Raw genomic sequence first — 24,633 nt, 5'->3', positions numbered from 1 at the left:
CCGGGACTGGCTGGCACCACAGCCCCCGGCCCGTGATGGCTAACGATTGAAGAAAGACGCCTGCTGGAAGCGCATCCCGGCCAGGATCTGTCGCACCCGCTCGTCGGACAGCGTCCCGATGTATTCACCCAGCCGGGTCTTTTCGACTGACGACACCTGCGACACGACCAGGACGCTCTGCCGGGGCAGGTTGCCTTCGCCCACGTCGAGCAGCACGTTGCCGGGCTCGTTCGCCCGCTTCAGGTTCGAGGTCAATGCACAGACAACCACGGTGTGGATGCGGGAGCGGTTGAAGACATCCTCCTGGATCACCACGTGGGGGTGAGGGATGGCCGGAATCGACCCTCGTGACTCGTCCGACTCCATCCAGAAAAGGTCTCCTTGATGGATGTCGCCCGGTCCCCGGTCCGTGCGTGTGGCTGTCTTCGTCTCCATGCGAGCACCTGGCGGAATGTGACCCCTGCGCCAGGACTCCTACCCCAGCGCGGTGGACGGGCAAAGCCCCTGCTGCGGTGACGAGGGGCTCCGGGTCGCCGCGGCTCAGGGCTCCCAGCGGACGCGGTAGGAACAGGCGTGGCCGTCGAAGTCGAAGGGTTCGACCCGCAGGTTCCGGGCCCCGGCCTTCGTCAGCCCCGCCTCGATGATGCCCTGCAGGTAGCCCGGGTTCCCGTTGCACTCACTCACCCGGATGACGTGGTGCGCGGGGCCCTGGGTGTCGAGCTCGGTCTTCTGGTAGTTGTTCACGGTGGCGAAGCTCTCCCGGATCCGGACGACGACCCGCTCCGGACCGAAGATGGGCCACATCGACACGAGCGCTTTGCCCAGCATCGTCTGCTCCACGCCCTGGATGATACTGATGCCGAGCTGCCGGTAGCCCTCGGACACCTCCGCGTCCGGATGCAGATGCTGCGCGGTGATCCGCAGGACCTCGGCGAAGACCGTCCGGGGCGTGTTGCGGGGAATCTGGACGTCGAGGTCCAGCCCTGCGTCTCGCAGCTTGTTCTTGAGGTCTGGTGTGAGACGTCTGCCAATGGAACGGAAGAGTCCTTCAATCGTATGGCGATAGACGATCTCATCACTCATGTGACATCCCCCCGGTCACGGCGTCCCATTCCGCCGTGTGCACACAAGGGTAATGCATCCGCTCTGGGAACACGCAAGGCCGCACCCCGCGAAGCGTTCACTCCTTCTTGAATAACAGTGATACCTTGGAAGCCTTGAGCCATTCCCGTCCTGCTGCGACGCGCGGAAGGGAGCCCACTGCATCGTGTGCTTCGCACCGCATCCCGGGTTTCGCGTCTCCCGCCCGATGAATCCAGTGACGCGGTCTCTTTCCTGGAGCGCTCCCTCTACATCGTGGTGCGTCCAGGCAATGGCTGCTGGCCAATGGCTATTGCGAATCCTACCCCAGCGGTCGAGGACGGGCCCAGAGCACATCCCAGGTCCAGGCAGGGGGCGTGTGACCGGGCATGACGAATTGAGCGACGATCCGGGTGGCGGCGACCTGGGCCCTCTGTTGCCGCGCCTCGGCGAACAACTGCGCAAGCAGCGAATCGCCATCCACGTAGCTCGCGAACAGCAGGCCCGACTCCCCCACGGGGACGGCCGGTGCGTGGTCCGGGGTGCGTGAATCGAGCCCCCAGGCTACGAGGACGTCCTCGTAGAGCTCGTCCAGGTCGTACAGGGGTGCATGGAGGCCCCGTGCCCCACAGGGACAATTCCAGCCAAAGCCCCCTGCCAGCATGCCCTGGTGGAGCAGCTTGCCGCGCGACGGTGTTCCACAGAAGCCACACTTCACCGGGGGCAGGTCACCCACCAGCTTCTGCTGGGCGTCGAATTCGATGCGGATCTCGTCGGTGGGTTCAGGTGCCATGAGAGGCAATCACATCACCCGCACCCCCCGCCTGTCTCTCCCCGCGTCAGCCCTCGTCCCGGACCTGCCCCATGGCCAGCCTCACCGCCTCCAGGAGCGCGTGGAGGGTCCGTTCGTTGGTGGCGGGGGCCATGACGGTCGCGCGCGGCCAGCGCGTTCCCCCGACCCTGGAGGACGCCAGGTGGAAGCGGCCGTCGGCGATGAGCCGGTCTCGGAGCGCGACCTGCTTCGGGTCGCCCTGCGCATCGCGGTGGCGGAAGCAGACCACCCGTGCGCCTGTCCCGTCTGTCTTGATGACGCCAGTCTACATCCGGCCGGTGAAGATGACGATCGGAGTGCCCGCGCAGTAGCACGGGCCTGACAGGGTGGCGCTCCTTCGCGTTCTACCCCCCTTCAGGGAAGTTGCTTGAGGACGCGGTGCGCTGGGAACCGGCCTGCGTCCCGCGGGCAACCCGGCTCATACTATTTCGGACCAAGCGTCATGAGTACCTCAGCAACTCCGTCCGCGTGCTGCTGGTTCTCCTGGGCCGCCGTGCGGAAGCCACACTTCTCGAGGACGCGGATCGACCCGACGTTGTGGACAGCGGCCCACGCATGGAGCGGACGAATCGACTCAAGCACGAGGAACTCCGAGAGCGCCCGTGTCGCGATGCCCTTGCCCCAGTGCTCGCGACCCATCCAATAGGCGACGAGGCGCTTGCCGTCCTGTTCCCAACTGCCGATGTACCCAGCGACCAAGCCGCCAACGACGATCGTGCGGGTCACGTTCTCTGGGCGGAGAACCTTCGTGCGCCAGTGGGTCAGGAAGGCATCGCGCTCCCGCGACGGAAATGCGGCCATGCGCAGCGCGACTGCGTCCCGTTGGTGCTCGAAGAAGATCGGGAGGTCTTCATCTGTAACGTTGTGCAGGATCACCAAGAGAGCCGGTCTCCGCGAGCCGAGTGACGAGCCGACTCTAGCCCGCGTCCCACGCCGGGGTCGATGCTGCCGTGCCCCGCGCCACCGCTCCCGTCCTTCGCGACACCCTCTCTGCGCGACTCCCACCATCGTCTCCTGGCGCCCCGTCAACGCGCCCAGCGAATGGACGGCCCGGCTCCGCGAGCAGACGCAGTACGTTCGGGTGGAGGCCGAGGTCAACCCCTACTCGCTGGAGCCGTGACATGTTGAAGGTGCTCGCCTTTCTCACGAAGAAGCAGGGACTCGAGACGCAGGCTTTCATCGAGTACTACGAGAAGAACCACGTGCGGCTGGTCTGCGGCCTGGCGCCTCCGCCCATCGTCTACAAGCGCAACTTCCTGGTGCGAGGCGATGCGCTCAACATGGAGGACAGCTCGATCGATTTCGACGTCGTCACCGAGCTGGTGTTCCCCGACCGGGAGGCCTTCCATGCCTGGGGGGCCCTGCTCTTCGCTCCTTCCAACGGTGACGCGATCGCCAAGGACGAAGAGAATTTCCTCGAACGCTCACGGACCCGGGCCTACGTCGTCGAGGAGCACGTGACGACCTCCGGGTGACCGGTGGCCCCCTCCGTCTCATGAGCAGTCATCACGACCGCTCGGCCCCGGTGCGGAGCCGAGCGACGGGGGCGCTCAGCCTCCGGCGGGCATGTCGCACGTCCACGTATGCTGGTAGGTGCAGACGCAGTTGCTCGTGGTCTGCGCATCCAGGCAGCACTCTCGCCAGACATCAGGCGGTTTGTTTCACTGCCGCGCCGGGGTCCAGGGCGCTGGCGTCCGACGTGCCCGGCCCCCTCGCGGAGAGGGCGATGCAGAGCTGCGCGGCCCAGTACAGCAGCATGATGGCGTAGCCCGCGCCGGGCAGGGGACGCACGAACAGCTTGATGGACAGCAGGCCGTCACTGGCTGCGAACAGCAGCGCGCCCGCGAACGCCAGCCACTGCTCGCGCCGCGCCAGCCCCGGAGCTCCCATCAAGGCCCAGGCCCGCCAGCCCATCGTGCAGATGACGGCGACATAGGCCATCACCGGCAGCGCCATGCCTCCCAGCCCGGGCCCCAGGGCCACGCTGGCTCCCACGGCCAGGACCCCGAAGGGAAGCGCCCTGGCCAGATGCAGCCTTCGCGTCACGGTGAGGTACGCGGCCGCATAGCTGACATGCGCCAGCAGGAACGCGCCCAGCCCCGGCAGGAACAACTCCGGCCCCACGTCCAACAGCACGTCTCCGAGCAGCGAGAGCGCCAGCCCGGCGAAGATCCACCGCGAGTAGCGCCCCCGGGGCTCCCACAGCCACAGGAGCAGGCAGAGCATCGGCAGCGCCTTGGTGACCACGCGGATGTCCCGGCGCTCCAGGTCCAGGACCAACAGGAAGCCCACCGCACCCGCGAGGCCCACGCCCGCGAGGATCCTCGTTCCACCTGTCAGCTCCCGGCCCATGGCGGACACCTTACCCCGCCGGTGTACTTCAACCCCAGACAGATGCGTTCCCATCTCCCAGGACTTTTTCCGCCCCTGGAAAAAATGCTCGACCCTGGGCCTTGTGGCCTGCGGGGCGGGCTGTCACCATTTTGGGCGAAAAGCTGAATATGCCGGGATGGCGGATTTCGATATGGATGCCATTCGAATGGAGATCAGCGTGCAACAAACGGATGTAATCCGGCTCACCGACGGCCGCCTTCGGCATCACGAGCACTTCGGAGATTCGTCGCGGGTCGTGTTGCGCGTCAGCGAGCGCTACCAGGTTCGCCCTGGAGGTGCTGGCGCGGCGGGACGCGCGTCTTCGTGACGTCGCGGGCCGTGTCGAGGCGTTGGACGCCGCGACGGCGGAAACCGTGTTCGGCGACCTGCTCGTGCGTGCGGCGCTGGAAGCCGCGATCAGCCGACTGGAGACGTCAGGCGCGGACGGTGCCGCGGGCGAGGAGCTGCCCGGGTTGCTGGGGGAGGCCCTCGCCTGCGTCGCGCGAACGCCGGGCCAGTGCCTCTCCCGGTCGGCGATGGGACGCGACCTGTCCGTGGGCCCCGGGGGCAAGGTCTGGGTCTGGGATCTCCCGGAGGAGTCGACGCCCCTTCGCGACAGGCTGCGCGAGAGCATCCGCACGGGCTTCATGCCGGGCGCCGAAGGCAGCGTCGAAATCATCCGTCCCACCCCGGCCAGGGTCGCGGGACTGGAGCGCGCTTGCGCGCTGATCCAGCGGCTGGTGCCGGTCCATCGCCATCGCGAACATCCGAGGCACCCGGGGCCGGATGTTGACGGGCTCCGGAGGGGACGGCACCCCGTGCATGTTCTTCACCGACCCGCACGAAATGGAGAACCCCTGGGATACGGCGGGCCACATCCTGCATAAGGCGGTGCACCTCAAGCCCTCCGACCTGACCGCTTCGCCGGGACTCGGGGCCGAGCGCGCCTGGGCCCAGCTCGCGCCGACCCTCGAGGGACTCGTGTCGAGTGGAATGATCGAACCGGTCTCCGAAGGGCGGGTGTCGTGATGGGCGCTTCGGACGTCATCCACGCGGCGGACCGGGCCCTCATCGCGCAGCCCTCCTTCGGAGACTCGCCGAGGATCCTCGCGAAGGTCCTGACCCGCTATCGTTTCGGATTGGAGTTGTTCGCCGAACGGCTGCCTCCCTGGCGCGCGCGGTGACCACTGTTGCTGGACTCGCTCTACGACGAGCTGGGGGAGGAGGAGTTCGTCAAATCCTACGCGGAGGTCCGCAAGGCCTGGGCGTGACCCGCCTGCCTGCCTGCCCGACTCCGGGCGCCATGACAGAACCATGACAATCACGTGGCGGCCCCATGGCCACCCGGAGTCACCCCACCCGGTAGGTTGAGCACCGTCGCTGACCCCAGCCCCGGTGCCTCCACCATGCGTGTGCTGACCTCCGATCTCCTCGTGGCCGCAGTCACGGAACTCTCGAAGGGCTCAAGGCTTGTCAGGGCCAGGGATGTGGTCGCCTGGTGTGAGTACAACGGCGTGGACGCCCAGGGCGACGGGTTCAAGGACCAGGCGCTCTGGGAGGCGGACCACGACGAGGCCCGGGGCCGGCACCGGCTCCTGAAGTTCCGGAGCGGGGAGAGCCGGCAGTCCCGGATGGGATGGGCGCTCGTCGCTCACGGGGCCCGGGCGCGTGAAGCCGCGGCGCAGCTGGGCTGGGGCGAGCAGTGCTGGAGCGGAGAGGCCTGGGACTGGCTCAGCGGAGGCCCTCCTGTCCCGACGCGACGCTACGGGGCGGCGGCCCATGAAGAACAGGGCGGGTGCCCCACGACGGAAGGCACCTCGCCGGGTTGAGCCGCCTTCCCCGTGCCGTGGGCGCTACACGATGGGGCGGAAGATCTTCAGCCCGGAGCGGCCACCGGCCCCCAGCGTGTTGCGCTCGATGAAGTCGCTCACGGAGGAGCGGCCGTCGCCGGTGGTGATGGCCGTGTGGCCGTAGATGCTGCCCAGGCGCGACGACGTCTTCTCCCAGGTGAGGACGAGGCCCGGGGTCTTCAGCGCCTCCGCGAGCGACATGTTGACCTGCTTGAACTTGTCCTTCGGCAGGTTGTTGTCGATCTGGTTGCCATTGCCCCAGACCTTGACGCCAAAGGCGTTCTGGATGGCCCGGCTCACGCCCGTGGCGCACAGGCCCTGGCTGTTGTACCCGCCCATGCCCATCGCCGCCGCACGGCCCGCCGCCGCCAGCTTGCGCATCGCGGGCGTCGCGCCGCCTGAATTTCCGGCGCCAGCGCTCGAATCCACCTTGCCGCCACCCTTGGAGCCGCTGGGGGCCTTCGCGCCGCCAGAGCCCTTCGAGCCGCCCTTGGCCGGCTGGAAGCTGTCGCTCCCGCTGTGGCCGGGAACGCGCAGGGACGCGCCCGCGTAGATGAGGTTCGGGTTGGCGATCTTGTTGGTGCGCGCCAGCGCGGAAACGCTGGTCTTGAAGCGAGCGGCGAGGGCCGAGAGGGTGTCGCCTTGACGAATGCGGTAGTTGGACATGCGGATCTCCTGGACCGATTGTCGAAGCGACCTTTACGGAGTTGCGCGAGTTTCCCATGTTCTAGGAATCCGCTTGTCTTCCGTTGAGAGCGTTTCGGGGCGGATCCGCTGTCGCTGAAGAATGTCAGTCGCGGCGATAGCCGAAGCTCTTGCGCATCAGCGCGAGGTACTCGGCCTCGGAGGTTTCGCGGCGGGCCTTCACCAGCGCCTGGATTTGCGGCGTGGCGACGTAGCGGAGCTGATCCGTGCCGTCGGTTGCTGCGCCGAAGATGACCTCGGCCACATCGTCGGAGGTCGCGCCAGCCCGGGTGTTGCGCAGGCCCGCGAAGACCTCGTCGGCGTGCGCGAGGAACGGTGCGTAGTCCTCGATGCGCCCGGTCCGCGCCGCCTCGCTGCCGCTGCGCGAGACGAACTGGCTGTCGAGCACGCCGCCGGGTTCGATCAGCTTGACGGTGATGCCCATCCCGACGAGCTCGTAGCTCAGCGCTTCGGAGAAGCCCTCGACCGCGAACTTCGACGCGCAGTACAGCGAACTCATGGGCACGCCGAACACGCCGGCGCCCGACGTGATGTTGAGGATGACCCCGGACCTCTGGCGACGCATCTGGGGGAGCACGGCGCGCGTGACGTCCATCAGGCCAAAGAGGTTGACGTCGAACTGCTCCGCCACCTTCTCTCGCGGCGTGGATTCGAACACGCCATAGAGGCCGAAGCCCGCGTTGTTGATGAGCGCGTCGATGGCGCCGAACCGGGCGATGCCCGCCTCGACGGCGGAGGTGATGCTCGCGCCATCCTGGACATCGAGCCGGGTGACGAGCACGTTGTCGAGCCCGTGGAATTCACGCCCTGCTTCCGGCGTGCGCAGGGTGGCGATGACATTCCAGCCCGCGCGCGCGAAGCGGCGGACGGTGGCCCGGCCGAAGCCGGTGGAGCTGCCAGTGACAAGAGTGGTCTGGGGCATGGTCGGGATATAGCGACCGTGCCGTGGTGCTGGAACTGCACGAAGTGGCATGCACTGATGCAGGGAATCGCACAATGAGTCGGCTCTCGGAACTCCATGCCTTCGTCTCCGTCGCGCGGCACCGCAACTTCCGGGCGGCGGCGGCCGAGCTGCGGATGTCCCCCTCGGCGCTCAGCCACGCCATCGCCGCGCTCGAAGGGGAATTGGGCGTGAGGTTGTTCCATCGCACCACGCGCTCGGTCGCGCTCTCGGATGCCGGGGAGCACCTGCTCGCGCGCGTCGCACCGGCGCTTGAACAACTGACCCAGGCGGTGGAGACCCTGGATGATTTTCGTGCCACGCCTCGCGGCACGCTCCGGATCAACACGTCGCAGGTGGCGGCGCGCTGGGTGCTCATGCCGTTCGTGCGCGAGTACGTGAAGCGCTTCCCCGACGTCCATCTGGAGCTCGTCACCGAGGACCGGCTCGTGGACATCGTCGCGGAGGGCTTTGACGCCGGGGTGCGCACCACCGACCTCGTGCCGCGCGACATGGTGGCGGTCGAGTGCAGCCCGCGCATCCGCTACGTCATCGCCGGCGCGCCGTCGTACTTCGCCCGTCGGCCGCCGCCGAAGCGTCCGGACGACCTGCTCAAGCACGACTGCATCCGCTTCCGCATGTCGAACGGTCGCGTGTTTCACTGGGACCTGGAGCGACGGGGAGAGGTGCTGTCGCTGGAGGTCAACGGCCCGCTCACGGTCAGCAGCGATCAACTGGTGCACCAGGCCGCGCTCGATGGAATCGGCCTGGGCTACTTCACTGAGTTCGTGGTGGGGGAGGACCTGGCGGCGGGGCGGTTGGTGCCCGTACTCGAAAGCTGGGCCCCCGAAGACGACGCGCTCAATCTGTACTACCCGGGGCACCGGCACGTGCCCGCGAGCCTGCGTGCCTTCATCGACGTCATCAAGGAACTGCGCGGCCGTCGCTGAGCGTCGCGACGGCGCGCGCGGAGGCCCTCAGTTGATGGGGCAGCTTCCTCCCGAACAGTAGAAGCAGGCGCTGGTGCAGTTGGAGCCACTGCAAAGGGAGATGTCGGGGCCGTGGCAGGACGGCGACGAGATGTCCGTCATCGTGTAGTCGGTGTAGATGTCGCCGCAGGCAATCACCCGATCATCGGTGCCGCCATGGGTTTCCACCGACAGGCTGTTGCCCACGTACGTCGCGCCGCTCGCGGGCTTGCCCGTCTTCCACTGGCCATAGCTCACGAAGCTGGCGGCGTTCCCGGGAACGATCTCCGACCCCAACTTGACGTGGAGCATGCCGTTGAGCGGCACCTGGACGGTAGAGGTGCTGGCCGTGCCCCGCCTGTAGTTGAAGTCCACGGGCCCATTGCCGGTGCAGTTGGCGACACCGAAGTGGGCGAAGTGTCCCGGGTGATTGAAGTTGAGGTCACCCCAGTTCGTGGCGCGCAGGCGCACGACGGTCGCCTTTCCCTGGACGATGTCGCAGGAGCGAAGCTTGGGCTGGCACGTCCCCTTGTCATAGGCGCCGAGCGTGTAGTCGCAGCCGCTGGTGCAGTACGTATCGGTCGGACGGACGGTCCCGATGACCTCCTGGCTGGGGTCCCCGCACGTGGCATCGTCATAGACGTTGCCGACCCAGTCGCGGAAGGATTCCGAACAGCTTGCCGCGAGGGACTGACCTCCGGAATCGCTGGTCATGGGCAGGCTGGCGAGCGCGTCCGCGTTCTCCCGCTGGAGCTGCTCGCGCGTGTCGCGGTCCACCGCGAGGCGCGCGTTTCGTGCGAGTGCCGCAGGCAGCTCCTGGTGGGCGGGGGCCACCGCCAGGAACACCTCCGCCGCCGTGTGCGACTTGAGGAAGCGGGGGGCGATGAGGGGGCGCGACGGATAGGTCGCCGCGACCGCCACATCCACCTCGCCCTGGTCGTTCTCCAGGAAGAGGACATGGTTGCCGGGCGTCCCGCTGACCCGCGCGATTTCACGCGGCTCGGAGGACGCGGGCGGTGCCGCGTGGACGGGGGACGCGCCAATGAGCCAGCCAGCGCCGACGAGCGCCAGGGCGAAGGAAGTCGAGGACGGTTTCACGGGGGGATGCTCCAGGGGGAGGACGGCGTTCATTCGCCGTTCCCCCCCGGAACGTGGGTGCCCGGTTCTTCTCCTCACCCCTGGGTGCGATTTCCGGGGTGGGGCCCTACGGCGTGGTGACGCGCACGTCGTCGTAGGTCGCGACGCCGGTCGCGTAGAAGCCCACCTTGCCCGCCCCCAGGCCCGTGTCCGTTCCCTGCACGCGCAGGACGCCATCCACATAGCCCTGGAGGGACGTGCCCTGGACGACGAGCGTCAGCGTGTAGAACGCCGACGTGCTCGCGGTGAACGGCACCGACTGCACGGTCTGGGTGGTGCCCGCGACCTTCTTGTTCAGCACCAGGTTCCCGTTGTGCAGGATGAAGAAGTAGAAATTGTTCCCATCCACGTACCGCGCGACGAGGCCGGTGCGGAGGCCCGTCGCGCCCGTCTTCACCCGGGCCGACCAGGTGTAGTTCGTCCACGTGGGCTGGCCCGCAGTGACGATGTACGTCGCGGACGAAGAGGACTGCTGCTTCGCCGCCTTCGTCCCGTCCGTGACGAGCGCCCAGCTCCCGTTGCCGCTGGCGTTCGTCCAGCCTCCCGACGGGAAGCTGGTGGACGACTCAAAGGTGTCCGACAGCAGCACGGTCCCGGTGGACGCCTGCGTCGTCACGTTCACCGTGTTGCTCGCGGAGGAGGCATTGCCGGCCGCGTCGTAGGCCCGGACGGTGTAGCTGTACGTCGTTGACGGGCTCAGGCCCGTGTCACTGCACGCGCGCGCCGACACCGTGCACACGGGCGTGCTTCCACGGGACACCTTGTAGGACGTCACCCCGACGTTGTCCGTGCTCGCGCCCCAGGCCAGGTCCACGGTGCTTCTGGAGGACGCGGTCGCGGTCAGCCCCGCGGGCGCCGTGGGCGGGGTCGTGTCCTGGCCGCCGGTGCAGGGGGCTGTCGGCGTGCCCACCGAACTGCTGCCCGTCACCGGCGTCGCCGTCGAATCGAACGTATTGCCGCAGAAGGTGTCCTGCGGCGCGCTGTGGTCGTTGCGGATGAAGGCGCCCGTCGCCTGCCGGAAGGTGTTGTTCCGGGCGGAGTTGCCGCCCTTGTCGTAGGCGCCGGAGTCGGACTTCAGCTTGAGCGCGTAGCTGCGGCTGCCGGTGATGACGTTGGAGTCCAGCACGTTGTCGTGGCCCCGCAGCTCGATGAGGCTGCCGAGGAACTCCAGCGGCTCGTCGTTGTTGCGGCAGTCGTTCCTCGCGAACGTGTTGTCGTGCGCGTTCTCCTTCACGTTGAGGCACTCCGACCCGAACGTGTGGACGGTGTTGTCGTGGATGTCATTGAACGCGCTGGGGTCGTTGGCATACATCGGCTGGTCGGTCGACTTGGGGCTGGTGCCAATGTAGACGCCCTCGCCGTTGTGGTACTTGTAGCCGTCCACGTCGTCACCCTTGCCGTACATCCCGCACCACTGGATGACCGAGTTGGCGACTTCATTGTGGTGGGCGTTGCTGCGCATGCGGATGCACTCGCCGCCGGCCCCATTGAGGAACATGTCGCGAATCACCACGCCCGTGATGTCGCGCGAAGTCTCCGACGAACCGATGTAGATGAGCCGGCCGTCGGCGATAAGCCCCTGGTTCGCGTCCTTGAAGCTCCGCACGCTCGAAAGGGCCGTGGGCCAGGTCGCGTTGACGAGCTTCTCCTGCCCATCAATCGTGAAGCCCTCCAGCACGTAGTGGCTGTGGTCGATGTTGAAGATGCGCCCCGTGCCGAACAGCACCGCCTTGTAGCGCCCCGAGCGCGCCTTGCCGGTCTCCGGCCCCTTGAGGGTGATGGGCGCGGACGCCGTGCCCGCCCGCTTCGTCACCGGCCGCTCGCGGTAGATGCCCGCGGCGAGCTGGATCGTCGTGCCCGCGGTCGCCTTGTCCAGGGCCGCCTGGAGCGTCTTCAGCGGGGCCGTGGCGCTGCCAGCGTTCGAATCGGAGCCGCTGGGGCTGACGTAGAGCGGCGCGGCGCTGGCGGTGAGCGGCAGGGCCGTCAGCAGGGCCAGGAGCCGGGGAAGGAGGTGGCGCGGAGGAAAACGGAGGGGAGGGGAGGGGCTCAAGAAAGTTCCTCGAGGTGGGGGATGTCCTGCTTTCCGAGTTTATGCCCACGTTTCGGCCCATTGAACGCGGGAAGTCCATGGCCAACGGATGCGTCACGGGACGCACGCGAGGTGTCGCGAGGCGTGGTCTACCGGGAGCGACATGCCCTCTTCCCAAGCGTCGCGGTACGCCCTGCTCGGCCTTCTTCTCGTGTTCATGTCCGCCTGTGGTGACGACCCGGAGCCGGGGACGGGCGGTCCTTCCGACGCGGGCACCTCCCGGCCGGACGCGGGCCTGCCTCCGCCCGTAGTCGTCGCGATTCCCCGCACGCAGGTGACGCTCGGAGGGCGCGAGTACCGCGCCTACCAGCGGCCGGGCGACACCTTCCGCATCGTCTGCGAGGAGCCCTGTCCCATCGAGGAGACGTACGTCTTCGCGCGCTACGCGGGGTTCCTGGCGGTGAAGGAAGACCTGATCGCGGTGGCGGGGGTGGACGTCGCGCCGCGGATGGTGCCGGTGGACATCCATCTGGCGGGCGACAGCCTCTGTGGTCCGAAGGGGGCCGCGTCCGGCAGTTCGTTCATGAACCAGACCGGGCTCGAACCGGGACCGGGTTCGAATGTCTGCCTCTGGGAGCTGGAGGCTTCACGGGCGAAGCCGCCGGAAATCGCGCGGCCCCTGACGGTGGAGAACGCCGTGGCGCGCGCGAGCCAGGTGCTGGTGGCGCACGAGTACGCGCACATCGTGCTCTTCCTGAGACAAGAGCTGTCCCATGAGTGGCTCGTGCGGGCCATCTCGTACCGGGTGGGCGGACAGGCGAGCAGTCTCTGTGATGACATCAACCAGCAGTTCGCCCCCACCGCCTGGGAACTCTGCCAGCGCAACGGGCTGGACTACGCGCAACTGGCGGAGGGCTTGCGGAAGGTGGACACGCTGTGGTCGACGGACGGTGGCACCGTGGTGCTTCACGCAGGGGTGCCGCGCGCCACGTCGGTGTACCAGTACCGGCGCGTCCTGGATGGACTGGCGGGTGGTGACACGCTGGCCGCGTGCATCGCGGGCGGTGAGCTGAGGCCGAACCAGTGCGGAGACGCCTCGCTGTTCACGCCCGCGGGGGGCACCGTGTCCATGTACGAGGGGAGGGTGCGGTGGGAGCTGCCCGCTGGCGCGCTGACGGCGGAGGTGCGGGTCGAACCGGGGTCCTGGCGCTTGGGCATGGTCGTCCCGACGCAGTGGAACTCCTTCATGTTCGCGCACAACTACAGCTTCGAGCCCGCCTCCGGAGTGTTCAAGCAGCCGGTGCGGCTGACCGTGGCGTACGACCCGAAGCTCATCCCGGAGGGAGGCTCGGAGTCCTCGCTCACGCTGTACTGGAAGGCTGACGACGCGCCGGCCCAGGCAGTCTCCGGGGCCGGGGTCGACACGGAGGCGAACACCGTCAGCGGGGTCGTCTCCAAGCTGGGGCGCTACATGGTCGCGCCCCGCTGAAACCGCCAGGGCCCCCGCCTCACGGGCCGCGGGAGGAAGTTCCCCCGCGGCCCAGGGGCCGTCACTCAGTGCGGGACGCTGAGCCGCAGGCGCAGCAGGGTGGGCTCCACCCAGGTGCTCGCCTCGGGACCACCGGCGGCGGCCTGACCATCCAGGGACGCGTCGATGGTGGCCTTCAGCAGGTCGGCTCGCGACGTCACCGCCGGGTGCAGGTCCGCCAGGAGGTTGTGGGTCGGCGGCGTGGTGGCGACGCTGAACAGCGCGTACATGTCCATCACGTCGTTCATCACCGGCGTCACCTCCACGTCCTGGAGGGTGTCGTAGCCGGACATCACCCCGTCCTCGCCGTACAGTAACCCGCGCAGGTTCTCGTCGTGGTCCAGCGACAGGGGCAGCGCCAGCGCCACATAGGCCTGCCACAAGAGCCGCGTGCCCGTCATGCGCTTGGACTGGAGCTGCAACGCATCACCGCTCTGGTTCATCCGCGTGGCGATGGAGCCGTAGAACTGACGCTGCTGGTCCTTCAGCGCCTCCACCACCCGGGTGCGCACGGTGGCGCGGAGCGGGTTGGCCGCGGGGACGAGGTAGTCGGACGACGCGATGTTGCCCTGGACGTAGCCCCAGCGCTTCACCATCGTCTCGTTGGAGTTCTCCGCCGAGTTCGGGTTGTACGTGGGCCGGTCCACCCCTCGCACCAGGACGACGAGATCGTAGCCGCCGGTGAAGATGTGGGCGAACACCCGTTCGGACTTCACCGTGTTCGTGGCGGTGTCCCAGTAGGTGTAGCGGACGTAGATGTTGGACTGCAGCCGGTACTTGCGCTCGTAGTAGCCGCCGAAGCCCGTGGGGACTTCCGAGAAGAGCTGCCAACTGCCCTCGCCGCACAAATCGACGGCGGCGCTGTCCACGTTCATGTTGTCCGCGATGAGCAGCGGGCGCAGCACGTCATGGTTCCAGCGGGCGGGGTTCACATACATCTCGTCCGGCGCCCCGTCCGCGTTGTAGTCGCCCCAAGGGCCGCCCGCGCACGGCACGATGGGCTTGTCCCCCTGCTTGAGCACATGGGTCGCCGGCTCCTGCTCCGGAACGCCCCACAGGTCGATGCCGTGCAGCCCCCGGTTGGGGTCGTTGCGCCAGGTGGTCTCCGCGTTCTCGATGAGCGTCTTCAGCAGGCTCCAGTCCGCCTGGTAGCGCGCGTGGAGTTCGGCGAACAGCGGCTTGCCAATGTTGCGCAGCGCCGTGTCCAACTGCGTGCCGGCGGTGATGAGGTTGGTGTGCCGGGTGGCGAGCATGGCGCCGCCAAGGAGCGGCTGCTCCTCGAAGAGCTGCGCGTAGGCCTCCGAGCCCGCCATCCAGTCCTTCGGGCTGGAGATGCGCTCGGCGTGCAGCATCCCCAGGCCCAGTTGGAGGGGGAACTCGCGCAGGTAGTTGATGTTGTAGGTGAGCGGGTGCGAGGACAGCTCATCCGCGGGGCTGACGTCCGGGTTGGCGCCGCGCCCGTCGATGCCCGCGAGGATGGTGGAGAATCTCGCGTCCACCGCGCCCCACTTGGAGAACTGGTTCTCCGCGGGCACGAACTCCTCCTCATAGCGCATGGGGGTGGGGTGGCGTGAGTTCCAGCCCAGGTAGGACCACGCCGACAGTTCGAACGCGTCGTTCTTCGAATCGTTGAAGTATTCGTACATGCTCTGGTCCACGCGGCTCAGCCCCGCCTGCAGCGAGTGCAGCGACTGCTGGACCTCCTGCACGTTCTGGTTCACCAGGCCCAGGTTCCAGTCCACCAGCGCGAAGCGGTCTTGCATGTCCCGGTGGATGTCATTGAGCTTGTGGTCCACCCGGTCGAAGCGACTGACCATCCGTCCCTGCAGTTGTTCCACCAGTTGATGCAGCTTGCGGACCTCCAGGAGGATGGTCTGCTCGATGGGCGGCTCCGCCGGCTTGCCCAGAAGCGAGAAGATCTGGAAGACGGCGCTGATAAGCTGTCCGGTGAACACCGCGCTGCTGATGATCTCGAAGCCCTTGGCGCCCAGGTCCAGGAGGCCGCTGACCTTCTCCGCGATCTTGACGGAGCTCTCCGCGTACTTCGATACCGCCTCCAGGGTGGTGTTCAACGCCGCGCTGAACCTCACCAGGTCGTTGGCGAAGTCCTCCTCGCCGTCCCTCCGGAAGAGGTCCGCGACCAGCCCGAGTCCGCCGGTGACGCCTTCACGCACGCCGTTGAGTTGACCCTTCAGCTCCGTGCCCCGCACTCGCGCCGCGTCGATGGCCGTCCTCAGGGCGGTCTCCTCCGGCGTGGCGGTGGTCGTCGTCATCACGGCCTGCTCCCCGGTGCCGCCCGTCAGGGTCAGCGGGGTGGTGGGCTTCTTCAGCGCGATGGCGGCCCGGTACGCCTGCTCCGCCGTGTTCAGGGCATGGAGCATGTTGGAATACTGCTGCACGGCATCCAGGCCCTGGGTGCTCGCGGTGGCCATGAAGGAGCGCGCATCGTTTTGCGTGGCGGACAGGCTCCCGTCCGACGCGAGGCGGGGCAGGATGAAGCCCGCGAGGGGCCCCAGGGGATGCACCGCGAGCATCTGCGCGGCGTGCTGGGTGGTGTGGACGCCCATCGCGCTCCCGATGCCACCGCCATTCACGGCCGCCGCCAGCGCGGCGTTGCCCTGCGCCAGGTCGAACAGCTTGCCCCAGGTCTCCTCGGTGAAGGCCTCGGCCTCCGCGTAGCGCTCCACCTGGGAGTGGGCGGTGGCCAGCCCGCGCTCCAGGTCCAGGCCGTTGTGCATGCTGGCCAGCAGGGCGCGCGCGTGGGCACGCAGCGCCCGGCCGGGCGCCGTCGTGGTGGACATGGCCGGCTCGGCGCGGGCGAGCATGCGGAGCATCACCCGCATCAATGGACCGCTGCCGTCCTTCGCGGGGTCGAAGGGGTAGGCGTCCAGCGCGGTGGAGAGGGTGTTGATGCCCGCCGTCAGCTCGGCCTGCGTCAGCGACGGGTTGTCGCGAGCGAGGACGTACGCCGCACCCGCCAGCAGGTGCAGCTTGGGCGCCTTCTTGTACATGGCCACCGTCGCGTACACGCGCCGGTTCACCTCCTGCCGGCTCAGGGAGAAGCCGTCGCGGCACTCCGAGCAGATGATGGGCGCGTCATGGACGGGCGAACCCAGGCTTCCGGATGCGGCCCATTGCGCCGTGGCCTGGGCCTGCACCTGCGCGACCGTGGAGCCGCCAGCGGCCTGCCCGTCCACGAAGCCCGCGCCACAGTCGGCGTCCGGTGCGGTGCCGTGGCTGGCGTCACGGCAGGCGTTGTAGAGGGGCGAGACACTGCCGGAGCCGCACGTGCCCACCATCGTTCCGCACAACTGAGCGTCGGTGACCCAGGCGCCATTCACCTGGCACGTCTGGGGATTCACGCACGCCGCCGTACACGCCGACGCCACGGTGCCGCACTGGGGCCCGGTGCCCGTCCCGACGACCGGGAAGTTGGCGAAGGTGATGTAGCAGGCTTCCGGGCCCACGCTCGCGGCGGCCTTCCGGGACGCACCTCCCCCGCGCACGGATTCCTCGCCGCCCGGCACCGGCAGGTTGCCGATGTACCAGAGCCAGCTGATGCCTTGTTGCTGCGCGGGGGGCACATGCTGGCTCACGTAGCCGCGCGCCAGCGAGTCGCACGTGACGCCCGACAGGCTGTCGAAGGGCAGCACCGCGTCGTGGATCTGTCGCTGGTAGCCGAAGTCCTCGTGCTGGCACGTGGCGTAAGACGTACACGTCTTGGGGGTGGTGTCCTGGCCGCACACCGCGGAGGTCGTCCGCGCGTAGCACTCCAGGCTGTAGGTGAACTGGCCGGTGCACGTCCACTCACCGGTGGCGATGTCGTCGGCGGTGCAGGACAGGCCCTGCTCCACGTCCCGAAGGGCCGCGGGCGCTTCGGTGGGCTCCGCGACGGGCACGGCCTCGCCGCATCCCCAGAGCCCCAACGCGGCCACCACGCCCTGGAGCCAGCGCGGACGCCAGCCTCCTGTGCGCACAGGCGCCCCCGGTGGACGCACCCCTCCCAACAATGACGGTTCTTGAGACGTCTGCATGGTGGACTTTCCCCCCCCGGTAAGGACGCGCGACGCGGTCCGGGACGACGGTGGTCGCCCGGGAGCGATACGGAGGGAAGGCGCAATCCTGGTTCAGTCTCCGATAAGTAAAGACGCGACCGGGCGCCGAGGTCGGGCTGACGCACTGCGTATTGTGGCCCCCCTGCCCGGGGCCTAAACAAGACGCTGTTGTCACTGTGCCAATAAGCGATGGAGGCCGCGCCAATGAGATGGAGATGGAGCCGTGAGTGGGCGTTATCGAGTTCCCTGATGCTCACCCTGGTGGTTTCCAGGGCGAGCGCGGACCCCCTGCCGTTGCTGGAGACGACGGCACTTCGCTCGCCGTTTTCGGCGGCCTGCGCTGGCAAACCGGACGCCACGCCGCTGCCGGTGGACCCGCGCACCCTGGTCGTGCCGGGTGTCAACAAGCCGGGGGCGGCTGTGCAGTTCAATGCCTTCTGGGTGGACCTGCACACGCCGCCCGCGCCGTTCGTGTCGAACCTGGCCCCGAACCCACAGACCTGCGGCGAGTTCCGCGCGAGCGTCAACCGGGGGCGTTCGAACATCTCGACGAAGGGCTACTTCCAGCCGTTCAGCAACGCGCTGGCCTATTACAACATGTATCTGCTCTGGGGGTACCTCATCCGCCCCAGTGACTTCGACGAGCAGATCATCAATCGCTACGGGCTCGCGAAGGCCCCCTTTCGCAATCCCTACCCGCTGCCGTGGGAGAACCCCAACCTCACGCAGGGCGGCAGCGGCCAGCTGCCCATCGGGCTCGTGCAGGAGAGGGACGCGAACGGGCGCTACACGGGCAACATCGGTTCCAGCTGCTCGGGGTGCCATGACTCGCGGCTGGGGACGGAGCAGGAAGCCGGCTTCACGTGGGGCCGCTCCAGCGACGCCTCCGACTCCGGGTTGATCCAATCCGACCTCTTCCGCTCCACGGGCGTGGGCAACGTGCTCCAGCTCGCGCCCATCCCCTGGAGCGTGGGCCGGGGTTCGAGCGACGCCATTGGCATCGTGGACCTGCTGCCCGCGCTCTTCGACATGGACTCGCTCGCGCTGGCGCCCAGCCTGCTTGAATACTTCCCCACCCACGCGGGTGGCATGTCCCGCGCGCCCAACTGGTGGCAGCGTGCCTTCAAGACGCGGCAGTTCTGGGACGGGGCGCTCACGTCGGACAACGTCCGCTCGGAGATGGCCTTCGGTGTCGCGAACCTGGGGCTGTCGCCCACGCAGCGGCGGGGGCTGACCGCCGAGTTCGAGGACAATGACAACTTCTTCATCTCGCTCTCCCCGCCGCCCTATCCCACGACCCTCGACACCGTGCTCGCGGAGCAGGGCGCGGTGCTCTTCCACGAGCGCGACCTCTGGGCGAATGGCGCCAATGCCAACATCCCCAAGGCCGCGGGCAACGGCTCCTGTGCCAGTTGCCACGGCGTCTATTCGCCACGCTACGCGGCGAACCCGGCCTACCTGCCGGACCCGCGTCTCAAGGGCGTCGCGGGCGTCGTCACGCCCATTGAAACCATCCGGACGGACCCGGCGCGCAAGGAGTTGATGGCGGACGAGCGCAAGCGCAGGGCCTGGAACACGTCCATCCTCGCCTACAACGACCAGGCGCCCAACCACGGCCCCTTCTACGACGACCTCATCATGAGCGCGCTGCGCCGCGTGCCGCGCAGCGCCTATGACAACAGCAAGGGGCCAGTGTACTCCCCCGAGGGGCCGAACATCTGGCTCAAGCCGTTTGGCTATATCGCGCCGCCGCTCTACGGCGCCTGGGCCTCCGCTCCCTTCTTCCACAACGGCAGCGTGCCCACCCTCTGGGACGTGCTGAAGCCGTCGGACCGCCCCAAGGTGTGGAAGCGCAAGCAGACCGCCGCCAACGCGCTGGGCAGCAACGCGGGCTACGACATGAGCTACGCGGCCTATGACTTCGCGAAGCTGGGCTGGAAGGTGACGGCGCTGGCCTGCGGCGATGTGCCGTCCCGCGACCCGTTCATCCCGTGCAGCCAGGAGATGGCGACGCCGGACATCGTCTTCGCGAACATCGCCAACCTGGTCGCCAACTACAACTCCCTGGCCTACCAGTCGCCGCCGCCCATCACCCAGAAGCAGATCCGTTCACGAATGATCTTCAATTCGCACCTCTACGGACTGGGCAATGAGGGCCATGACTTCACCCAGTCGCTCACCGACAGCGAGCGCTGGGCCGTCATCGAATACATGAAGACGTTGTAGCCCCCCAGCGACGCGGAAAAGGCAGGTGGCGCCGGGGATGGAACCCGGCGCCACCTGCCTTCATTTCTGTCACATGAAGCGCTTGAACAGCCCGAGCTTCCCGGCGTAGGGCGGGTAGCGCAGCTTCATGTCGAGCGCGAAGGGCCGCTTCACCACGCTCTTCTTGTGGCTGAAGGCGTCGAAGCTGGACCGGCCGTGGTAGCCGCCGTTTCCCGACTCCCCCACGCCGCCAAAGGGCAACCCCTCCGCGGCGAAGTGGACGCAGACATCGTTGGTGACCGCGCCGCCGCTGGAGGTCTCCGCGAGGACGCGCTCGTTCACCGCCGCGTCCTTCGCGAAGCTGTAGAGGGCGAGCGGCTTCGGACGGGAGCGCACGAAGCGGATGGCCTCGTCGATGCTCGCGCAGTCGACGAGCGGGAGCAGGGGGCCGAAGATCTCCTCCTGCATCAGCGGACTCGACAGGGGCGCGTCCGTGATGACGGTGGGCGCGAAGTAGCGGCTGGCCGCGTCGCGCTCGCCGCCGAAGGCGACCTGTCCGTCGGCCGCGAGCGCGCTGATGCGCTCGAAGTGACGGGCATTGATGATGCGGCCGTAGTCGCTGCTCTCGCGAGCATCCGCGCCGTAGAAGTCCGTGACGGCCTGCCGCACCAGGCCAGCGAAGCGGCTCTTGAGGTCCGGGGGGATGAGCACGTAGTCCGGCGCGATGCAGGTCTGCCCGGCGTTGACGTACTTGCCCCAGGCGATGCGGCGCGCGGTGACCTCCAGGTCCGCGCTCCGGTCGATGATGCAGGGGCTCTTGCCCCCCAGCTCCAGCACGGTGGGCGTGAGGTGCCGGGCCGCGGCCTGGGCCACGATGCGTCCCACGCCGGGGCCCCCGGTGAAGAAGATGAGGTCCCAGCGCTCTTCCAGGAGCAGGCGGCTCTCCTCCGCCGCACCCTCCACCACCGAAACGACCTCCGGCGGAAAGGCCTGGGTCAGCATCCGCGCGAGGACGCGCGAGGTCGCGGGGGCGTGCTCACTGGGCTTCACCACTGCGGTGCAGCCCGCGGCGAGCGCCCCGATGAGCGGTGCGATGGACAACTGGTAGGGGTAGTTCCAGGGCGCGATGATGAGCGTGACGCCCAGCGGATCCGCGTACTGGTAGGCCCGCGCCGGCTGGATGACGAGCGGGGCGGAACCCCGCCGGGGCTCCATCCACGCCTTCACGTGCTTGAGCGCGTTCTTGATCTCCCCGTAGATGCTGCCGACCTCGGTGAGGTAGGCCTCCTCCGGGCTCTTCGACAGGTCGGAGCGGAGGGCATCGAGGATTTGTACCTCGTGCTGGCGCGCCGCCCGCTCCAACGCCCGCAACTGCTCCCGCCGCCATTCCAGCGGGAGCGTGACGCGGGTCTCGAAGTACGCACGCTGACGCGCGACGAGCGCCTTCGCGTCGAGCGGAGCCACTGCCTGGGACTCCTCCCTGTCGAGGGTGGCGGCTACGGTAGGCATTGGCCCTTCTCGGCCTTCTCGACGAGGGACGCGGGCGGCAGGAAGTGCTTGCCGTAGCGCTCCGCGAGCTGGCGCGCGCGGGTGACGAAGCCGCGCGGCCCGGTGCCGGCGGGCCCTTCATAACCGTTGATGTACTGCACCACGCCGCCCGTCCAGGCCGGGAAGCCGATGCCGAGGATGGAGCCCACGTTCGCGTCCGCAGCGGAGCGCAGCACACCCTCGTCGAAGCAGCGCACCGTGTCGATGGCCTCCGCGAACAGCATCCGCTCCTTCATGTCCTCGAAGGGGATGGTGTGGCCCGGCTTCGTGTAGTGCTGGGTGAGCCCCGGCCAGAGATTCGTGCGCTTGCCGTCCGCGTAGTCGTAGAAGCCGCCTCCGGTGGAGCGGCCCTTGCGCTGGTGCTGGTCGATCATCGCGTCCATCACCGCGTAGCTGCCGTGCACCTCCCACGTCTTGCCCTCCGCCTCGACGGCGGCCTGGGTCTCCTTGCGGATCTTCCGGGGCAGGGTGAGCGTCAATTCGTCCACCAACTGGAGCGGGGCGGCGGGGTAGCCCGCCTGAAGGCCCGCCTGTTCGATGGACGCAGGCGAGATGCCCTCACCCACCATGGCGATGGCCTCGTTGAGGAACGTGCCAATCACGCGGCTGGTGAAGAAGCCCCGGCTGTCGTTGACGACGATGGGCGTCTTGCCAATCTGCACCGCGATGTCGATGGCCTTCGCGAGCGCGGCGTCACTCGTCTGCTTGCCCGCGATGAGCTCCAGCAGCGGCATCTTGTCCACGGGGGAGAAGAAGTGCATGCCCACGAAGTCGGGCGGCCGCGTCACGCCTTCGGCCAGCAGGGTGATGGGCAGGGTGGAGGTGTTGGATGCCAGGAGCGCGTCCGGGGCCACCACGCCCTGAATCTCCTGGAAGACCTTGTGCTTGAGCTTCACGTCCTCGAAGACGGCTTCGATGACCAGGTCGCAGCCCGCGAGCGCGGCGGGGTCCGCGGCGGGGGTGATGCGCGCGAGCAGCGCGTCGCCCTTCTCCTTCGTGGAGGAGCCCTTCTGGATGGCCTTCTCCACCAGCTTCGCGGAGTACTGCTTGCCCTTCTCCGCGGACTCGAGGCTCACGTCCTTGAGCACCACGTCGATGCCGGCCTTGGCGCAAACGTAGGCGATGCCCGCGCCCATCATCCCGGCGCCCAGCACGCCGACCTTCTTCGCGGTGTGCTGCGGGAAGCCCTTGGGGCGGCCACCGCCGGAGTTGATGTGCTGCATGTCGAAGAAGAACGCCTGCATCATGTTCTTCGCGACCTGGCCCACGGCCAGCTCGGTGAAGTAGCGCGACTCGATGGTGAACGCGGTGTCGATGTCCACCTGCGTGCTTTCGACGGCCACCGCCATGATGGCGCGCGGCGCCGGCATGTTCGCGCCCTTGAGCTGCTTGCGCAGGTTGGCGGGGAACGCGGGCAGGTTCGCCGCGAGCGCCGGGGTGGACGGGGTGCCGCCCGGAATCTTGTAGCCCTTCTGGTCCCACGGCTGCTGCGCCTTCGGGTTCGCCTTCACCCAGGCCTTGGCCGCGGGCAGCAGCGCGTCCACGGACTCCACCACGTCGTGCACGAGCCCCAGCTCCTTGGCCTCCTGCGGGCGGTAGCGCTGGCCCTGGAGCAGCACCTTCATCAGCCCGTCCACGATGCCCAGCATGCGCACCACGCGCACCACGCCGCCGCCGCCGGGCAGGAGCCCGAGGGTGACTTCCGGCAGGCCAATCTGCGCGCCCTTGACGTCCGCGATGATGCGCCGGTGACAGGCCAGCGCGATCTCCAGCCCACCTCCCAGCGCCGCGCCGTTGAGCGCCGCGACCACGGGCCTACCGAAGGTCTCCAGCGTGCGCAGCTGCGACTTGATCTCCTCGCCCAGCTCGAAGACCTGCCGGGCCTCTTCCTTCTTCACGCGGCGCAGGTCGTTGAGGTCACCGCCCGCGAAGAAGGTCTTCTTCGCGGAGGTGAGGACGACGCCGGTGATGCTGTCCTTCTCCTGGACCAGCCGGTCCACCGCGGCGCGCATGGACTTCACATACGCGGCGTTCATGGTGTTGGCGGACTGGCTCGGGTCATCCAACGTCAAGACCACGATGCCGTCGGCGTCCTTGTCCCAGTGCAGGGTGTTCTGTTCGCTCATGGGTTCGCTCGAATGTTGTCGAAAGGAAGGGGGGAGGTTCAGACGCGCTCGACGAGGGTGGCCACACCCATTCCGCCGCCCACGCACAGGGTGACGACCGCACGGCGAGCCTTGCGCCGCTCCAGCTCGTCCACCACGATTCCGAGGATCATCGCGCCGGTGGCACCCAGCGGGTGGCCCATGGCGATGGAGCCGCCGTTGACGTTGAGCTTCTCGTCCGGGATGCCCAGGTCCTTCTGGTATTTGAGGACCACGGAGGCGAAGGCCTCGTTGAGCTCGAAGAGGTCGATGTCCTTCACCGTGAGGCCGGCGATGCCGAGCAGCTTCTTGGTGGCCGGGATGGGGCCGGTGAGCATGATGGTGGGGTCCGAACCGGACGTGGCCACGGCGGCGATGCGGGCGCGGGGCGTGAGGCCCAGCGCCTTGCCGACCTTCTCCGAGCCCACCAGCACGAGCGCCGCGCCGTCCACGATGCCGGAGGAGTTGCCCGGCGTGTGCACGTGGTGGATGCGCTCCACGGAGTGGTACTTCTGGAGCGCCACCGCGTCGAAGCCGCCGGCCTCGCCCATCACGCTGAAGGACGGGTTGAGCTGTCCCAGCGAGGCCACGGTGGAGTCCGGGCGCATGTGCTCGTCACGGTCCAGCACGGTGAGGCCGTTCTGGTCCAGCACCGGGACGACGGACTTCTTGAAGTAGCCGCCCGCCCAGGCCTTGGCGGCGAGCACCTGGGAGCGCGCGGCGTAGGCGTCCACGTCCTCGCGGGTGAAGCCCTCCATCGTCGCGATGAGGTCCGCGGAGATGCCCTGGGGCACGAAGTAGGTGTCGTAGTTGGTGGCGGGGTCCAGGGCCCAGGCGCCGCCGTCGGAGCCCATGGGCACGCGCGACATGCTCTCCACGCCGCCCGCGATGACCAGGTGCTCCCAGCCGGAGCGCACCTGCTGCGCGGCCAGGTTCACGGCCGTAAGGCCGGAGGCGCAGAAGCGGTTGAGCTGCACGCCGCCGGTGGTCTCCGGCAGGCCCGCCGCGAGCACCAGGGTCCGCGCGATGTCCGCGCCCTGGTCTCCCACGGGGGAGACGACGCCGAGCACCACGTCGTCGATGTGCTGGGGATCCAGGTTCGGGTTGCGCTGCTTGAGCGCGTCCACCAACCCGATGAGCAGCGACACCGGCTTGGTGCCGTGCAGCGCACCCTTCTTGCCCTTGCCGCGAGGAGTACGGACGGCGTCGAAGATGAAAGCTTCCTGGCTCACGGGGGAG

At 68.1% G+C, this 24,633-nt stretch carries 22 protein-coding genes; 8 read left to right on the top strand and 14 right to left on the bottom strand.

What is annotated here, in order from left to right:
• Positions 1-39 precede the first annotated feature (39 nt).
• The 5 genes from OV208_RS33100 to OV208_RS33080 form a co-directional block, all read right to left on the bottom strand.
• Complete coding sequence (locus OV208_RS33100) at positions 40-435, bottom strand: type II toxin-antitoxin system PemK/MazF family toxin (protein WP_267577916.1); 396 nt, start codon at positions 433-435, stop codon at positions 40-42.
• Positions 436-540: 105 nt separating this feature from the next.
• The gene (locus OV208_RS33095) at positions 541-1,083 is read right to left on the bottom strand and encodes a DUF2378 family protein (protein ID WP_267577915.1); all 543 of its coding nucleotides are present in this window, start codon (positions 1,081-1,083) and stop codon (positions 541-543) included.
• 319 nt (positions 1,084-1,402) lie between these two features.
• Positions 1,403-1,873 carry a hypothetical protein gene (locus OV208_RS33090; RefSeq protein WP_267577914.1) on the bottom strand — a complete coding sequence of 157 codons (471 nt, stop codon included), beginning with the start codon at positions 1,871-1,873 and terminating at the stop codon, positions 1,403-1,405.
• Positions 1,874-1,919: 46 nt separating this feature from the next.
• On the bottom strand, positions 1,920-2,141 hold the full coding sequence (locus tag OV208_RS33085) for a hypothetical protein (RefSeq protein ID WP_267577913.1): 222 nt from the start codon (positions 2,139-2,141) through the stop codon (positions 1,920-1,922).
• Positions 2,142-2,335: 194 nt separating this feature from the next.
• Positions 2,336-2,788, bottom strand: coding sequence for a GNAT family N-acetyltransferase (locus OV208_RS33080; protein WP_267578058.1), 453 nt, complete (start codon positions 2,786-2,788; stop codon positions 2,336-2,338).
• 245 nt (positions 2,789-3,033) lie between these two features.
• On the opposite strand from OV208_RS33080, the gene OV208_RS33075 reads away from it, so the two are divergent.
• Positions 3,034-3,387, top strand: a complete 354-nt coding sequence (locus OV208_RS33075) for an EthD domain-containing protein (protein ID WP_267577912.1) — start codon at positions 3,034-3,036, stop codon at positions 3,385-3,387.
• 172 nt (positions 3,388-3,559) lie between these two features.
• On the opposite strand, the gene OV208_RS33070 is transcribed toward OV208_RS33075, so the two are convergent.
• Complete coding sequence (locus OV208_RS33070) at positions 3,560-4,264, bottom strand: lysoplasmalogenase (protein WP_267577911.1); 705 nt, start codon at positions 4,262-4,264, stop codon at positions 3,560-3,562.
• 157 nt (positions 4,265-4,421) lie between these two features.
• Between OV208_RS33070 and OV208_RS33065 the strand changes: the two genes are divergently transcribed.
• The 4 genes from OV208_RS33065 to OV208_RS33050 all read left to right on the top strand — a co-directional run bounded on the left by OV208_RS33065 (position 4,422) and on the right by OV208_RS33050 (position 6,114).
• On the top strand, positions 4,422-4,613 hold the full coding sequence (locus OV208_RS33065) for a hypothetical protein (RefSeq protein ID WP_267577910.1): 192 nt from the start codon (positions 4,422-4,424) through the stop codon (positions 4,611-4,613).
• Between the two features lie 494 nt (positions 4,614-5,107).
• Positions 5,108-5,314 carry a hypothetical protein gene (locus tag OV208_RS33060; protein WP_267577909.1) on the top strand — a complete coding sequence of 69 codons (207 nt, stop codon included), beginning with the start codon at positions 5,108-5,110 and terminating at the stop codon, positions 5,312-5,314.
• Positions 5,311-5,469 carry a hypothetical protein gene (locus OV208_RS33055; protein WP_267577908.1) on the top strand — a complete coding sequence of 53 codons (159 nt, stop codon included), beginning with the start codon at positions 5,311-5,313 and terminating at the stop codon, positions 5,467-5,469. Before OV208_RS33060 ends, OV208_RS33055 begins: the two co-directional genes overlap by 4 nt.
• Positions 5,470-5,691: 222 nt before the next feature.
• Entirely contained in the window at positions 5,692-6,114 is a 423-nt protein-coding gene (locus OV208_RS33050) for a hypothetical protein (protein ID WP_267577907.1), read from the top strand.
• Positions 6,115-6,138: 24 nt separating this feature from the next.
• On the opposite strand, the gene OV208_RS33045 is transcribed toward OV208_RS33050, so the two are convergent.
• Complete coding sequence (locus OV208_RS33045) at positions 6,139-6,801, bottom strand: LysM peptidoglycan-binding domain-containing protein (RefSeq protein ID WP_267577906.1); 663 nt, start codon at positions 6,799-6,801, stop codon at positions 6,139-6,141.
• Positions 6,802-6,925: 124 nt separating this feature from the next.
• A complete protein-coding gene (locus OV208_RS33040) occupies positions 6,926-7,762 on the bottom strand; it encodes an SDR family oxidoreductase (RefSeq protein WP_267577905.1) in 837 nt (278 codons plus the stop codon).
• Between the two features lie 74 nt (positions 7,763-7,836).
• Between OV208_RS33040 and OV208_RS33035 the strand changes: the two genes are divergently transcribed.
• Positions 7,837-8,730, top strand: coding sequence for a LysR family transcriptional regulator (locus OV208_RS33035; RefSeq protein WP_267577904.1), 894 nt, complete (start codon positions 7,837-7,839; stop codon positions 8,728-8,730).
• Between the two features lie 27 nt (positions 8,731-8,757).
• On the opposite strand, the gene OV208_RS33030 is transcribed toward OV208_RS33035, so the two are convergent.
• Together OV208_RS33030 and OV208_RS33025 are read right to left on the bottom strand one after the other, a co-directional pair.
• The gene (locus OV208_RS33030; RefSeq protein WP_267577903.1) at positions 8,758-9,879 is read right to left on the bottom strand and encodes a hypothetical protein; all 1,122 of its coding nucleotides are present in this window, start codon (positions 9,877-9,879) and stop codon (positions 8,758-8,760) included.
• A gap of 73 nt (positions 9,880-9,952) precedes the next feature.
• Entirely contained in the window at positions 9,953-11,935 is a 1,983-nt protein-coding gene (locus tag OV208_RS33025) for a fibronectin type III domain-containing protein (protein WP_267577902.1), read from the bottom strand.
• A 142-nt stretch (positions 11,936-12,077) separates the two neighbouring features.
• Between OV208_RS33025 and OV208_RS33020 the strand changes: the two genes are divergently transcribed.
• On the top strand, positions 12,078-13,403 hold the full coding sequence (locus OV208_RS33020; protein ID WP_267577901.1) for a hypothetical protein: 1,326 nt from the start codon (positions 12,078-12,080) through the stop codon (positions 13,401-13,403).
• Positions 13,404-13,468: 65 nt separating this feature from the next.
• Here the strand turns inward: OV208_RS33020 and OV208_RS33015 are convergent, their stop codons facing one another.
• Positions 13,469-17,419, bottom strand: coding sequence for a hypothetical protein (locus OV208_RS33015; protein ID WP_267577900.1), 3,951 nt, complete (start codon positions 17,417-17,419; stop codon positions 13,469-13,471).
• 327 nt (positions 17,420-17,746) lie between these two features.
• Between OV208_RS33015 and OV208_RS33010 the strand changes: the two genes are divergently transcribed.
• A complete protein-coding gene (locus OV208_RS33010; RefSeq protein ID WP_267577899.1) occupies positions 17,747-19,723 on the top strand; it encodes a hypothetical protein in 1,977 nt (658 codons plus the stop codon).
• Between the two features lie 69 nt (positions 19,724-19,792).
• Here the strand turns inward: OV208_RS33010 and OV208_RS33005 are convergent, their stop codons facing one another.
• Genes OV208_RS33005 through OV208_RS32995 form a run of 3 tightly spaced genes read right to left on the bottom strand, consistent with a single transcriptional unit; the run spans position 19,793 to position 24,626 of the window.
• Positions 19,793-21,166 carry an aldehyde dehydrogenase family protein gene (locus OV208_RS33005; RefSeq protein ID WP_267577898.1) on the bottom strand — a complete coding sequence of 458 codons (1,374 nt, stop codon included), beginning with the start codon at positions 21,164-21,166 and terminating at the stop codon, positions 19,793-19,795.
• A gap of 32 nt (positions 21,167-21,198) precedes the next feature.
• Positions 21,199-23,376 (bottom strand): 3-hydroxyacyl-CoA dehydrogenase NAD-binding domain-containing protein, encoded by a 2,178-nt coding sequence (locus tag OV208_RS33000; protein ID WP_267577897.1) that lies wholly within the window; start codon positions 23,374-23,376, stop codon positions 21,199-21,201.
• 38 nt (positions 23,377-23,414) lie between these two features.
• Complete coding sequence (locus OV208_RS32995) at positions 23,415-24,626, bottom strand: acetyl-CoA C-acetyltransferase (RefSeq protein ID WP_267577896.1); 1,212 nt, start codon at positions 24,624-24,626, stop codon at positions 23,415-23,417.
• Between the last annotated feature and the right edge of the window lie 7 nt (positions 24,627-24,633).

Origin of the sequence: Corallococcus sp. bb12-1 (genome assembly GCF_026626765.1) — a bacterium.
In the GTDB taxonomy this organism is placed as follows: domain Bacteria; phylum Myxococcota; class Myxococcia; order Myxococcales; family Myxococcaceae; genus Corallococcus; species Corallococcus terminator.
Note: the sequence above shows the minus strand (reverse complement) of the source record. Positions and strands in the feature narration are given on the sequence as shown.